This window comes from Lysobacter firmicutimachus (assembly GCF_037027445.1).
GTDB lineage: Bacteria > Pseudomonadota > Gammaproteobacteria > Xanthomonadales > Xanthomonadaceae > Lysobacter > Lysobacter firmicutimachus.
This window is the reverse complement of the sequence record NZ_JBANDL010000002.1, coordinates 276,711-290,491: the sequence shown is the minus strand read 5'-3', so window position 1 is coordinate 290,491 and position 13,781 is coordinate 276,711. Positions and strand designations below refer to the sequence as shown.

10 protein-coding genes are annotated in these 13,781 nt (G+C 69.2%); 6 read left to right on the top strand and 4 right to left on the bottom strand.

The window, feature by feature from the left end; translation table 11 throughout:
* Positions 1–21: 21 nt before the first annotated feature.
* Positions 22–1,425: a cytochrome ubiquinol oxidase subunit I gene (locus V2J18_RS01390; RefSeq protein WP_064746556.1), complete on the bottom strand. Its 1,404-nt coding sequence runs from the start codon at positions 1,423–1,425 to the stop codon at positions 22–24.
* A gap of 466 nt (positions 1,426–1,891) precedes the next feature.
* Between V2J18_RS01390 and V2J18_RS01385 the strand changes: the two genes are divergently transcribed.
* On the top strand, positions 1,892–4,261 hold the full coding sequence (locus V2J18_RS01385) for a S9 family peptidase (RefSeq protein ID WP_336130677.1): 2,370 nt from the start codon (positions 1,892–1,894) through the stop codon (positions 4,259–4,261).
* A 179-nt stretch (positions 4,262–4,440) separates the two neighbouring features.
* Positions 4,441–5,340 (top strand): oxygen-dependent coproporphyrinogen oxidase, encoded by a 900-nt coding sequence (gene hemF / locus V2J18_RS01380; RefSeq protein ID WP_064746558.1) that lies wholly within the window; start codon positions 4,441–4,443, stop codon positions 5,338–5,340.
* A gap of 82 nt (positions 5,341–5,422) precedes the next feature.
* Here the strand turns inward: hemF and V2J18_RS01375 are convergent, their stop codons facing one another.
* Positions 5,423–5,905: a DUF421 domain-containing protein gene (locus V2J18_RS01375; RefSeq protein WP_336130676.1), complete on the bottom strand. Its 483-nt coding sequence runs from the start codon at positions 5,903–5,905 to the stop codon at positions 5,423–5,425.
* Positions 5,906–6,216: 311 nt separating this feature from the next.
* Between V2J18_RS01375 and V2J18_RS01370 the strand changes: the two genes are divergently transcribed.
* Positions 6,217–8,208, top strand: coding sequence for a TonB-dependent receptor domain-containing protein (locus V2J18_RS01370; RefSeq protein ID WP_336130675.1), 1,992 nt, complete (start codon positions 6,217–6,219; stop codon positions 8,206–8,208).
* Positions 8,209–8,636: 428 nt separating this feature from the next.
* Here V2J18_RS01370 and polA read toward each other — a convergent pair whose 3' ends face one another.
* Positions 8,637–11,408, bottom strand: coding sequence for a DNA polymerase I (gene polA, locus V2J18_RS01365; RefSeq protein ID WP_336130674.1), 2,772 nt, complete (start codon positions 11,406–11,408; stop codon positions 8,637–8,639).
* A 121-nt stretch (positions 11,409–11,529) separates the two neighbouring features.
* On the opposite strand from polA, the gene V2J18_RS01360 reads away from it, so the two are divergent.
* From V2J18_RS01360 to V2J18_RS01350, 3 genes are all read left to right on the top strand, one after another.
* Positions 11,530–11,874, top strand: coding sequence for a DUF2782 domain-containing protein (locus V2J18_RS01360; protein ID WP_064746562.1), 345 nt, complete (start codon positions 11,530–11,532; stop codon positions 11,872–11,874).
* A gap of 132 nt (positions 11,875–12,006) precedes the next feature.
* Entirely contained in the window at positions 12,007–12,432 is a 426-nt protein-coding gene (locus tag V2J18_RS01355) for a GNAT family N-acetyltransferase (protein WP_336130672.1), read from the top strand.
* A gap of 116 nt (positions 12,433–12,548) precedes the next feature.
* On the top strand, positions 12,549–13,133 hold the full coding sequence (locus tag V2J18_RS01350) for a hypothetical protein (RefSeq protein ID WP_141233341.1): 585 nt from the start codon (positions 12,549–12,551) through the stop codon (positions 13,131–13,133).
* Positions 13,134–13,145: 12 nt separating this feature from the next.
* On the opposite strand, the gene V2J18_RS01345 is transcribed toward V2J18_RS01350, so the two are convergent.
* Entirely contained in the window at positions 13,146–13,565 is a 420-nt protein-coding gene (locus V2J18_RS01345) for a hypothetical protein (RefSeq protein ID WP_336130671.1), read from the bottom strand.
* Positions 13,566–13,781: the final 216 nt, after the last annotated feature.

Genomic DNA, 13,781 nt, shown 5'->3' with positions numbered 1-13,781 from the left:
CGTCTCGCTATGCGGCGGCGCTCAGGCGCCGGCCTCGCTGGATTCGTCCGGCACCGACAGCGGCCGCGCCGCGGTGCGCTCGCCCTGCACGGTGCGCGGCGGCGGCTCGTGCGGGTGCGGCCCCTTGGCCACCAGGCGGAACAGGTAGCGGATGCCGGCGCCGAACACGACCAGATAGACCACCGCGAACACGAGCAGCGAGCTCATCACGCTCGCCGCCTCCACCGTCGGGCTGACCGCGTCGGCGGTGCGCAGCAGGCCGTAGATCACGTAAGGCTGGCGGCCGATCTCGACCACGTACCAGCCGGCCAACAAGGCGACGAAGCCGCTCAGGCTCAGCCAGCGCCAGCCGTGCAGGGCCAGGCGCGAGCCGTACAGTCGGCCGCGCCACAACTGCCAGGCCGAGAACAGCGCCACCAGCAGCATCGCCACGCCCAGCCCGACCATGACCCGGAACGCATAGAACACCGGCTTCACCGGCGGCCGCTCGCTGGCCGGCACCGACTTCAGCGGCTGGATGTCGCCGTCCAGGGTGTGGGTCAGGATCAGGCTGCCCAGCTTGGGCACGGCGATTTCGTAATCGTTGCGCTCGGCGGTTTCGTTCGGCACCGCGAACAGGATCAGCGGCACGCCCTCGCCGGCCGGCCTGGATTCCCAGTGCGCCTCCATCGCCGCGACCTTGATCGGTTGGTACTCGCGGGTCTTCAGCCCGTGCAGATCGCCGACCAGCACCTGCGCCGGCACGGTGATCGCGGCGAATACCGTGGCCGCCTTGAGCATGCGCTTGGCCGCGTCCACGTGCGCGCCGCGCAGCAGATAGGACGCGGCCACGCCGCCGACCACGAAGCAGGTGGTGATGAACGCCGCCAGCACCATGTGCGTGAGGCGGTACGGGAACGAGGGGTTGAACACGATCGCCCACCAGTCGGCGGGTTCGAACACGCCGTCGACGATCTTGTAGCCGGCGGGAGTCTGCATCCAACTGTTCGCCGACAAGATCCAGAACGCCGAAATCAGCGTGCCCAGCGCGACCATGCAGGTGGCGAGGAAATGCATCTTCTCGTCGACCCGGTTCCAGCCGAACAGCATCACGCCGAGGAAGGTCGCTTCCAGGAAGAACGCGGTCAGCACCTCATAGGACAGCAGCGGGCCGAGGATGTTGCCGGCCTGTTCGCTGAGCACCGCCCAGTTGGTGCCGAACTGGAAACTCATGACGATGCCGGACACCACGCCCATGCCGAACGACACGGCGAAGATCTTGGTCCAGAAGAAATACAGATCGCGCCAGCCGGTGTCGCGGGTGCGCAGCCAGCGCCATTCCACGAACGCCAGCCAGCTCGCCAGGCCGATGGTGAAGGCCGGGAACAGGATATGGAACGAAACCACGAAGCCGAACTGGATCCGCGACAGCAACAGGGCGTCCACGCGCTTGCCTCCACGGCGCGATGCGTGCGCCGGCCGGGTCATATTGCGTCGCAGCACGCAACCGCGACGACGGCTTGCCGGAACCACATAAACCGCAAAGCCGGTGAGCGCAGCGTGGTGGCGGCTTGCCCGAAGCCCGCGCACGAACGCAAACACCGTCGCCGCAAGGCCCGTACCGCCGCCACCGGCCGCACCGCCGCAGCGCCGATCGCCGGCGCCCCTGCGACAAACCGCAGCACGCCCGCGCAAGCCGATTCCGCCCCGTTGCCCGCCCCTCACCCGAGTTTTGCGCAAACCCTCTCACCGCCCCCATCCCCGATTCCGCAAACCCCGTCGCTCCGGCTATTGCCCCAAACGATTCCCCATTCCCGAATCCCCGCTCCCCCGTGACCAACGGCCGACCCGCCCGCCCCCACCCGGCTGCTACCCTGCGCACACTTTTGTCCCACGCCCCAGAGCCCGCTCCATGCGCATCTCCTTCGCCACGCTCGCCGCGCTGCCCTGCGCCCTGCTCGCCACCGCCGCGTTCGCCCAAAGCGCGCCGCTGACCCTGGCCGACACCATGGCCAACCCGGACTGGATCGGCGCACCGGTCGAGGCCGCCTGGTGGGCCTGGGACGGCCAGCGCGTGCAGTACCAGCTCAAGCGCGACGATTCGATCATCCGCGACACCTGGCAGGCCGGCGTCGCCGGCGGCGCGCCGCAACGCGTCGACGGCGCGGCGCGCGCCGAACTCGACGCCGCGGCGCCGGTCTACGACGCCCAGCGCACGCGCATGGCCTTCGTCCGCAATGGCGATGTGTTCGTGCGCGATCTGCGCAGCGGTGCGCTGACCCAGGTCACCCGCAGCAACGACACCGAGGCGCGTCCGCAATTCGGCCGCGACGGCAACCTGGTGTTCCGGGTCGACAACCAGTGGTACCAGTGGCGCGCCGGCCAGGGCGTGAGCCAGGCCGCGCAGGTGCGCGCCGAGAACGACCCGGCCAAGGCGCCCAAGGCCGACGCGCTGCGCGATTTCCAGCTGGCGACCATCGACACCTTGCGCAACGACCGCGCCCAGCGCGAGGCCGCGCGCGAGCAGGACGAGGCCTGGCGCCGCGCCGACCCCAGCCGCGCGCCCAGGCCGGTCTACCTCGGCGACGAGGTCGAGATCGCCGACAGCGCGCTGTCGCCGGACGCGCGCTACCTGCTGGTGGTGACCCAGGCCAAGAAGGGCGACGCCGGCCAGGGCGGCAAGATGCCCAAGTACGTGACCGAGTCGGGCTACGAGGAATTCGAGGAAGTCCGCACGCGCGTCGGCCGCAACGACCCCCTGGCGCAGAAGCTGTGGCTGATCGATGTCGCCAACGCCAAGGCCAGCGAACTCAAGTTCGACGCGCTGCCGGGCATCGCCGTCGACCCGCTGGCGGCGCTGCGCAAGGCGGCCAAGCAGGAGCCGCTCAAGGGCGACCGCCCGGTGCGGGTGGAAACCGACGGCGACGGCAGCGGCGTGTCGATCCGCTGGAGCGACGACGGCCGCCAGGCCGCGGTGCTGATCCGCGCGATCGACAACAAGGACCGCTGGCTGGCCTCGGTCGACCTGGCCCAGGCCAAGCTGCAGACCCGCCACCGGCTCACCGATCCGGCCTGGATCGGCTGGAACTTCAACGATTTCGGCTGGACCCCGGACGGCGCGCTGTGGCTGCTGTCGGAACAGAGCGGCTATTCGCACCTCTACCTCAGCGACGGCGGCGCGCCGCGCGCGCTGACCTCGGGCCAGTGGGAGGTCTCCGAGCCGCGCCTGTCCGCCGACGGCAAGAGCTTCTACTTCCTGTGCAACCGCAAGTGGCCGGGCGACTACGAAGTCTGCGCGGTCGATCGCAACGGCGGCGCCGTGCGCGAGGTCACCGCACTCGACGGCGTGGAGAACTTCGCCCTGTCGCCGGACGGCCGCAAGCTGCTGGTGCGCTATTCCGACAGCTATCTGCCGCCGCAGCTGGCGGTGGTCGGCAGCGACGGCGAAGGCCTGACCAAGCTCACCGACACCCGCAAGGACGCGTTCAAGGCGCGCGACTGGATCCGTCCGGAGTACGTGCAGATCCCGTCCAAGCACGGCGCCGGCACGGTCTGGGGCAAGTACTACGGGCCCAAGACCGTCGAACCGGGCAAGAAGTACCCGGTGGTGATGTTCGTGCACGGCGCCGGCTACCTGCAGAACGTCAGCGCGCGCTACCCGAACTACTTCCGCGAGCAGATGTTCCACAACCTGCTGGTGCAGGAAGGCTACATCGTGCTCGACTTGGACTACCGCGCCTCGGAAGGCTACGGCCGCGACTGGCGCACCGCGATCTACCGCCAGATGGGCCATCCGGAACTGGAGGACTACCTGGACGGCCTGGACTGGCTGGTCGCCCACAAACAGGGCGACCGCGACCGCGCCGGCATCTACGGCGGCTCCTACGGCGGCTTCATGACCTTCATGGCGCTGTTCCGCAGTCCCGGCACGTTCAAGGCCGGCGCCGCGCTGCGCCCGGTCGCCGACTGGTCGCAGTACAACCACGAGTACACCTCGAACATCCTCAACACCCCCGAGCTCGATCCGGAGGCGTACAAGAAGTCCTCGCCGATCGAGTACGCCGCCGGGCTCAAGGACAACCTGCTGATCGCCCACGGCATGATCGACGACAACGTGTTCTTCAAGGACTCGGTGATGATGACCCAGAAGCTGATCGAACTGCGCAAGGACAAGTGGGAGATCGCGCCGTATCCGCTGGAGCGCCACGGCTTCGTCCATCCGGACGCCTGGTACGACGAGTACCGGCGCATCCATGAGCTGTTCAACCGCACGCTGAAGTAAGCGAAGCCGGTCAGCAGGACGGAGGAGCGAGCAACGAGGGGGAGCCGGGCGCTCCCCCCGGCGCGGGTTGCTTATCCGTCGTCCCGGTCTCCTCCGCGGCCGCCGCTGCGACAGGCCGCCGCAGGCGGCGGTCTGACCCAAATCAAATCCGTGCCGGCCGACGCCGCTAGAATGCGCGGATGAACGATTTCGACCGCGTACGCGACTACCTCACCGGCCTGCAGGACCGCATCTGCGCCGCCATCGAACAGGCCGACGGCGGCGCCCGCTTCGTCGAAGACCCGTGGCAGCGCGCCGAAGGCGGCGGCGGGCGCACCCGCGTGCTGCGCGGCGGCAAGGTGTTCGAGCAAGCCGGGATCGGCTTCTCCGACGTGTCAGGCAGCAAGCTGCCGCCCTCGGCCAGCGCGGCGCGGCCGGAACTGGCCGGCGCCTCCTGGCGCGCGGTCGGGGTGTCGCTGGTGTTCCATCCGCACAACCCCTACCTGCCGACCACCCACGCCAACGTGCGCCACTTCCGCGCCATGCGCGACGGCGAAACCGTGGCCTGGTGGTTCGGCGGCGGTTTCGACCTGACCCCGTTCTATCCCTTCGACGAAGACGTGCGCCATTGGCACCGCACTGCGCGCGCGCTGTGCGAGCCGTTCGGCGGCGACGAGCGCTACCGGGCGCACAAACGCTGGTGCGACGAGTACTTCTTCCTCAAGCACCGCAACGAAACCCGCGGCGTCGGCGGTCTGTTCTTCGACGATCTGCACGAGGACTTCGAACGCGACTTCGCCTACCAGCGTGCGGTCGGCGACGGGTTCCTCGACGCCTACCTGCCGCTGATCGAACGTCGCCGCGACACGCCCTACGGCGAACGCGAACGCCAGTTCCAGTTGTACCGCCGCGGCCGCTACGTCGAATTCAATCTGGTCTTCGACCGCGGCACCCTGTTCGGTCTGCAGTCCGGCGGCCGCACCGAATCGATCCTGATGAGCCTGCCGCCGCTGGTGCGCTGGGAATACGGCTTCCAACCCGAAGCCGGCAGCGACGAGGCGCGGCTGGCGGAGTATCTGGTGCCGCGGGACTGGATCTGAAGGAACGCAGATCACCGGATGGAAGGCCTGAGACCGCAGGCACCGCACGAACGCGCTCGCCCCGCGCGTCGCCCGTCGCCTCCTACTGGCCGACTCCCCGCTTCAAGATCGTGATGCGCCCGTTGGTCTCCAGCATCGCCACCTCGATCTGATCGACTTCGTCGCAGTCGTTCTCGCGCATCGCTTTTTCGAAGTCGGCGCGGCTGACCAGCTCGCGCCGCAGCACCTGACGGAGTACCCGGCCGTGGCGCGCCAGCACCACCGGCTCGCCTTCCAGCAGGCGTTCGGCGCGCGAACTGCGCGCGGCGACGTAGCCCACGCTCCAGTTCAGGGCCATCAGCGTCGCGGCCAGCAACAGGCCGCCGCCGACCGAGGTATCGCTGCCGAGCAGAGCGTTCTGCACCGCGTTGCCGAGCAACACGATCAGCAGCATGTCGAACGAGGTGAATTGGCCCATGGTGCGCTTGCCCGACAGGCGGATCAGCGCCAGCAGCACGAAATAGACCACGCAGGCCCGCAGCGGGTAGTGCCACCAGGGCATAGACAGATCGAAGGCTTCGGACATCGGCACGGCTCCGCATCGCTTGGACGCCGCCGCGGCCGCACCGCGACGGCAGGACGCGTCGATTCTGGACCGCGATCGCGTGCAGCGCGCGTGCAGCCGCCGGCATGCGGCCGTGTCGCGCAATGTGCGCCGCGCCACTTGTTGAGTTTGATTCGCATTTGCATCTTCTGCGCCACCGTCGCAGAATGCGCACGCTTCGCCCGCCCGTGATTTTCAGCCAGCGCGGAGCCTCTCCCATATCCGCGCAGAACCGGCGCCCGGCGACCGTCCGGCGGCGCGCGTTCGCGCCCCTGCCGAAGGAACGCCGCCCGATGTCCGCCTCTTCCTCCCGCCTGCTGTCCGGCCTGGCCCTGCTCGCCTGCGCGCCGCTGGCGCATGCGGCCGACGCCGCCGACAGCGGCGACAGCGCCCGCACCCTGGACGCGATCACTGTGGTCGCCGAGCGCGAGCCCGGCAATTTCGACCTCGATCGCGGCGAGATCGAACTGACCCAGGCTTCCGATCTCGGCGACCTGCTGTCGAACGAATCCGGCGTGGCGGTCGGCGGCGGCTCGCCGGTGGCGCAGAAGGTCTATGTGCGCGGCTTCGAAGACACCCTGCTCAACGTCACCATCGACGGCGCGCAGGAACCGGCCGAGCTCTATCACCACCAGACCCGGGTGCAGATCGAACCGGAGTTCATCAAGTCGATCGAACTCGACGCCGGCGCCGGCGCGGCCACCGCCGGCGCCGGCGCGCTGATCGGCGCGATGCGGGTGCGCACCCGCGACGCCTTCGACCTGCTGCGCCCCGGCCAGGACGCCGGCGTGCTGATCAAGGCCCAGGCCGGAATCAACGGCGAGAACAGCGCCAAGGGCGTGCTGGCCGGCTACGGCCGCCTGTCCGACCGGCTCGGCCTGCTCGCCACCTACGTCTACCAGGACGGCGGCGACTACGACGACGGCCACGGCGACCGGGTCAAGCCGACCGCCTACCGCCACGAACGCGCCCAGGCCAAGCTCAGCGGCCTGTTCGACGCGCACCAGTTCGATGTCTCGGCCGAGCAGTTGGAAGACACCGGCACGTACTACGAACGCCCGCACATGACCAACTTCACCGGCCGCTACGTGCTGTCCGACCACCGCATGCGCCGCACCACCTACGCTTACGAGCACCGCTTCGATCCCGACGGCGACGCGCTGAACCTGCGCTTCAACGCCTACCGCACCCGCAGCGACTACCAGAACCGGCGCAACACCACCGGCCTGCTGTACGGCTGGGGCGAGCAGACCAGCACCGGCTTCGACCTGCGCAACACCTCGGCCCGGGACGCGCTGTCGCTGACCTACGGCGTGGACTACCGCAGCGACCGTCTGCACGCGCTGCAGCAGGCTACGCCGCGCCCGTTCTGGGGCCGCACCGAGCAGACCGCCACGGTGTTCGGCGCTTACGCTCAAGGCGATTGGCAGGCGTCGCCGCAGTGGAAGCTGTCGGCCGGCCTGCGCTGGGACGACTACCGGCACAAGGGCGAATCCGGCATCAGCGCCGGCGCGCGCAACGATCAGGCCAGGCTCAGCCCCAACCTGTCGCTGACCTGGACCCCGGTCGAATCGCTGAGCCTGCGCGCGGCCTATTCGGAAGCCTTCCGCGGCGTGACCATCCGCGAGGCCTTCTTCAGCTCGCTCTACACCCATCGCGGCGACCTCGACGGCGAACGCGCCGACAACCTGGAGATCGGCATCGCCTGGGAGCGCGACGGTTTCTTCGCCCGCGCCACCGCCTTCCGCCAGCACATCGACGACTACATCAGTGCGGTCTACGACGGCGCCAGCGCCTGGGGCTACTGGGAGAACGTCGGCCAGGCCGAGGTCGACGGCTACGAGGCCGAGATCGGCCAACGCTGGGAGCGCATGGGCTGGAGCCTGGGCGTGTGGAACTCGGACAACAAGCTCGCCGGCCGCCCGCTCAACGACGCCGACCTCGGCCTGGGCACCAGCATCGGCCGCACCTGGACCGCGCGCTTCGACTGGCAGCCGGCCTCGGCCCGGGCCGACTACGCGATCCGTGCGCGCCTGGTCGAGGACGAGCGCAACTCCATCGCCGCCGGTGCGCCGGACAAGCCCGGCTATGCGGTAGTCGACGTGATGGCGAACTGGAACCTGCTCGGCGACGACCGGCTCAAGCTCGGCGCGGCGGTCAACAACCTGTTCGACCGCTTCTATTACGACCACGGCACTTATGGCTATCAGGCCGGGACCAAGAGCTACATCGGCTTCCCCTCGCCGGGCCGCGAGCTGTCGTTGTCGCTGACCTACCGGTTCTGAGGTCGGCGCCGTCGCGCGCACGGGCCGGGGGCATCGGTGGGGGCGATACGGGCATGCCGGCGCGTTCGAGCAAAGACTCGCCACGAAGTTGGCACATTTATATAGTTAACTGTGACTGGATTAATGTCGGCACCGCCGCACATTAACTCGCTGAATGAAATCGGCCCGCGGCACTTTCCATGGCACAAATAAAAAGCCCCGCGGGCAGGGGGGGCCGGCGGGGCTGGTGGAGCGGGACCTGGGGAGGGGTCGTACGCTCCGGGGGATCACTCCAGGGGAGGGAGAGATCAGCGACAGACGTTGCATCTGTCGCGGCCTATATGACCATCTCCCACATGGATAGTTCGTGAAGATCGGAGTTAATAATTTGTTGGATTCAGGAGTGATTCATTAAGCCCACTCCAGCAAAATCAATAGCTTCCAGATAATCAATGCGCTTCGTCCCAGTTAATACCCACCCCACTGTCGACGACGAGCGGTACCCGCAGACTGGCCGCGGCCGCCATCCGGCGCGACGCCTCGGCGACCAGGGTGTCGACGAAGCCGGCCTCGACTTCGAACACCAGTTCGTCGTGGACCTGCAGGATCATCTTCGCCCGCTCGCCCTGTCCGGCTAGCCATCCGTCGATGTCGATCATCGCGCGCTTGATGATGTCGGCCGCGGTGCCCTGCATCGGCGCATTGATCGCGGCGCGCTCGGCGCCGGCGCGCAGGCCCTGGTTGGAGGCCTTGATGTTGTCCAAGTACAGGCGGCGGCCGAACACGGTTTCGACATAGCCCTTGTCGCGCGCGTCCTGGCGGGTGCGCTCCATGAAATCGCGCACCCCCGGATAGCGGCTGAAGTACAGGGCGATGTAGCCCTGCGCCTCGCCGCGGCCGATGCCGAGCTGGCGCGCCAGTCCGAACGCGCTCATGCCGTACATCAGGCCGAAGTTGATCGCCTTGGCGGCGCGGCGCTCGTTGCCGCTGACCTCCTCGAGCGAGGCCTTGCCGAATACTTCCGCGGCGGTGGCGCGGTGCACGTCGGCGCCGGATTCGAACGCGCGTACCAGGCCGGTGTCCTCCGACAGATGGGCCATGATCCGCAATTCGATCTGCGAATAGTCGCAGGCGACCAGGCGGCGGCCTTCCGGAGCGACGAAGGCGCGGCGGATGCGGCGGCCGTCGTCGGTGCGGATCGGGATGTTCTGCAAGTTCGGATCGCTGGAGGCGAGCCGGCCGGTGGCGGCGCCGGCCTGGTGGTAGCTGGTGTGCACGCGGCCGGTGTGCGGATTGACCATCTCCGACAGCTTGTCGGTGTAGGTGCTGCGCAGCTTGGCCAGGCCGCGGTACTCCAGGATCACCCGCGGCAGTTCGTGCTGGTCGGCGATGGCTTCCAACGCCTCTTCGTTGGTCGAGGGCGCGCCGGACGGGGTCTTGATTAGCGCCGGCAGCTTGAGCTCGTCGAACAGCAGGGCGCCGAGCTGCTTGGGCGAATCCAGGTTGAACGCGCGCCCGGCCAACTCGGTCGCCTTCTGCTGCGCGGCGAGCATGCGCCGCGCCAGGTCGGCCGACTGCCGGCGCAGTTCGTCGCCGTCGATCATCACGCCGTTGGCTTCGACCCGCGCCAACACCGGCACCAGCGGCATTTCGATCTCGCGGTAGACCCGCTCCAGCGCCGGCTCGGCGGCCAGGCGCGGGCCCAGCACCCGATGCAGGCGCAGGGTCACGTCGGCGTCTTCGGCGGCGTACCGGGTCGCATCGTCGATGGCGACCTGGGAGAACGGAATCTGCTTGGCGCCTTTGCCGGCGACATCGCTGTACTTGATCGTGTCGTAGCCCAGGTAGCGCTTGGCCAGCGAGTCCATGTCGTGACGGCTGGCGGTGGCGTTGTAGACGAAGCTTTCGAGCATGGTGTCGTCGGCGTAGCCGGCGACCTCGACGCCGTGCCGGCGCAGCACGTGCAGGTCGTACTTGCCGTGCTGGCCGATCTTGCGCCTGCTCGGGTCGGCGAACACCGGCCGCAGCGCCGCCAGCACCTGCTCGCGATCGAGTTGCGCCGGCGCGCCGGGATAATCGTGGCCGACCGGCACATACACCGCCCGGCCGCTGCGGGTGGCGAAACTCAGCCCGACCAGATTGGCCTGCATCGCGTCGAGAGAATCGGTTTCGGTGTCGAAGGCGAACTCGTCGGACGCCTGCAATTCGGCGACCAGGGCGTCGAGCTGGGCCGGGCTCGTCACCGCCTGGTACTCGCCCGGCGCGGCCAGGGCCGCGTCCGGGGCTTCGGCGGCGGCACTCGAACGGGCATGGCCGGCGGCCGTGGCGCGCAAGCCGGCGCGGTCTGCGGCGAGGTCGTCGGCGGCCGCCGCGGCGCCGCCTTCGAGTTCGCGCAGCGCCTGCTTGAAGCCGTAGCGCGCATACAGCGTGCGCAGCGATTCGTTGTGGCGCTCGCGCAGGGCCAGCTCCTGCGGGCCGCGCTCGAGCTCGACGTCGGTCTTGATCGTCGCCAGCTGCCGGTTCAACGGCAGCCGCGGCAGCGCCGCGCGCAGGTTGTCGCCGATCTTGCCCTTGATCTGCGCGGCGTGCTCGATCACCCCGTCCAGGGTGCCGTACTCGCCCAGCCACTTGGCCGCGGTCTTGGGCCCGCACTTCTCCACGCCGGGGATGTTGTCGACGCTGTCGCCCATCAGCGACAGCAGATCGATGACCTGATTGGCATGGACGCCGAACTTGGCGAACACCGCCTCGTCCGAATCCATGCGGCTGCCGCTCATGGTATTGACCAGGACCACGCCGGGCCGCACCAACTGAGCGAAGTCCTTGTCGCTGGTGGAGATGGTGACGTCGATGCCTTCGGCGGCGGCGCGCAGGGCCAGGGTGCCGATCACGTCGTCGGCCTCGACCCCGTCGATGCGCAAGATCGGGATGCCCAGCGCCTCGACGATCTCGCACATCGGCAGCACCTGCGCGCGCAGGTCGTCCGGCATCGGCGGACGGTTGGCCTTGTACTGCGGGTCGAGGTCGTCGCGGAAGGTCTTGCCGGGCGCGTCGACCACGAAGGCGACGAAGTCGGGCCGTTCGTTCAAGGTCGAGCGCAGCATGTTGACCACGCCGAACAGGGCGCCGGTGGGCTCGCCCGCGTCGTTGCTCAGCGGCGGCAACGCATGGAAGGCGCGGTAGAGGTAGCTGGAACCATCGATGAGGACGAGTCGTTTCATGCCCTCGATTCTACGCTTGCCGGTCTCGCAGCCCGAAACCGGCACCGCGTCATGCGTGCGCTTCACCCCATCCGGCGTATCCTGTCGGCCTGCAAAGACCGCCCAAGAATGGAGAACCGCCATGCGCGCCCCCCACGCGACGCCGGCCGCAACGTTCGCTCCTGCCCCGCCCCGGTTCGCCGCCATCGCCCTGCTCGCCCTGGCCCTGAGCGGCTGCGCCAGCACCGGCGCCGCCGCGGACGACCCCACCGCCGGCCTCAGCAACGCCGAAATCCGCACTCGCACGGTCGAAAACGGCGACGTGCTGGAGGAATACCGCGTCGCCGGCCAGCTGCGCGCGGTCAAGGTCACCCCGGCGCGCGGCCCGGTCTATTACCTGGTCGACGAGAACGGCGACGGCCGCCTCGACAGCAGCAAGGGCGAGGGCACGGTGTCGCCGGTGTATTTCAAGCTTTTCAGTTGGTGACGCAGCACGGGTCGGCGAGCCCTGGTCCGGCGACGGCGGGCCTGGTGCGCCGCCCCGGCTTCCGCTCGCCCGGCCCGTCGAAGTCCCTGCGTTCGCCGTCTCCCGACTCCTAACCGACCGTTCCTGCGCCTCATGGATATCCGCACCATCGTCGGCGACGCCGCCTTGCGCCAGGTCTGGCCGCTGGTCTCGCAACTGCGCCCGGAATTCGACGAGCAGCGCTTCGTCGCCCAGATGCACCGGCAGATCGCCGAAGGCTGCCGCGCCACCGTGGTCTACGACGAGCAGGGCGTGCCGCGCGGGTTCGCCTGTTGGCGGGTGATGGAAATGCTCGCGGTCGGCCTGCACGTCTATGTCGACGATCTGATCGTCGACCAGACCGTGCGCAGCCGCGGCTACGGCAAGGCCCTGCTCGACTGGCTCAAGGCCGAGGCCAAGCGCCTGGGTTGCGGGCGCCTGCAACTGGACTCGGGCACCCAGCGCCAGGACGCACACGCGTTCTATCTGCGCGAACGCCTGCGCATCGAAGCCTTCCACTTCGGCGTCGCCCTGGACTGAACGCCGGACCGCGGCGCTGAACCGCACCGCCGCGCCGGCCCGACCGGCACGCGAGATCGTCCGCCCAGCCTGCTAGGGTGGCCGGGCCACGGGGGGTGGCGACAGGGACGACGTCGATGGCGCTCGGGTTCCGACGGCAATCGCGCAGGCGGATAGCGGCCGACCGCACCGGCCGTTGGTCGTGGCTGTGGCTGACGCTGTCGTTGGCCTGGCTGCTCGCCGGCTGCGGCGAGCGCGCCGCCGATCTGGACCATCCGCAGGCCTACCACGCGCCCGGCCTGCGCCTGCAGATCCCCGGCAACTGGCGGGTCGGCGAAGACCGGCGCATCGGCCAGATCCATTACCTGACCGTGGAGAGCCCGGGCTCGGCGCTGTTCGTCGCCATCGTCGGCAGCGGCCGCGGCCAGGAGCTGGACACGTTCGCGCGCGGCTTCTCGGCCGAGGCCGACCGGCAGTTGCCGGCCGCGCAAGCGCCCGGCCACCGCTTCGAGCGCAGCGGCTTCGCCGAGGGCGCGATCCGCGAGCGCTACAGCCTGCGCCTGGGCGGCATCGACGTGCCGCACCGGCGCGAGTACCGCAAGGTCACCGGCGCGCGCCGCAGCGCCTTCCTGATCACCCAGGGCGCCGAACAGGACCTCGCCAAGACCCAGCCCGGCTTCGATCTGCTGCTGCGCTCGTTCGAGCTGCCGGAAGCGCCTTAACGCGGAGGACGCTCAGCCCTCGCCGTTCGCGCCTGTCCGGCCGCGACGCAGCCGTCGCCCCAACGCCAGCGCCAGCCGCGGCACCAGCACCGCCAGCGCCGGCGCGACGCAAGACAACTGGATCCACAAGTAATTGAACGCGAGGTTGATCGGCAGCCCGCTGTGCCACTGGCCCGGGTCGGCGGCGAAGCGCAGCAACGCCGGCAACGGGGTCAGCAGCAGACAGAACAGCAGCCCGCGCAACGCCGCCGCGGTGCCGCGGCTGAGCCAGGCGATCGGGGCGAGGAAGGCGAAGCCGACCAGTTCGTGAAAGCCCATGCCGAACGGCAAGTCCGGGGCCCAGCCCGGCACGCTCATGATCTTGCCGAACAGATAGGCTTGCGGGTGCGCCGCCACGACCGCGGACAGGCCGATCAGGCCGTAGCCGAACATCGCCAGGTTCCAGTGCCGATCCGAAGCACGCCGATCCGAAACACCCCGATCCGAAGCAGGCCGGTTCGAAGCAGGCCGGTCCGAAGCTTGGCTTGCATCCATGAGTCGCTTTCCTTGGCTGCGCCGTCGCCGGATGCGGCGGCGGGGTGGTTCGTCCTTGCGCCGGCGGCCGCTCGCGGCCGGGCCGGCGTTGCTATCGATTCGGCGCGCTCGATG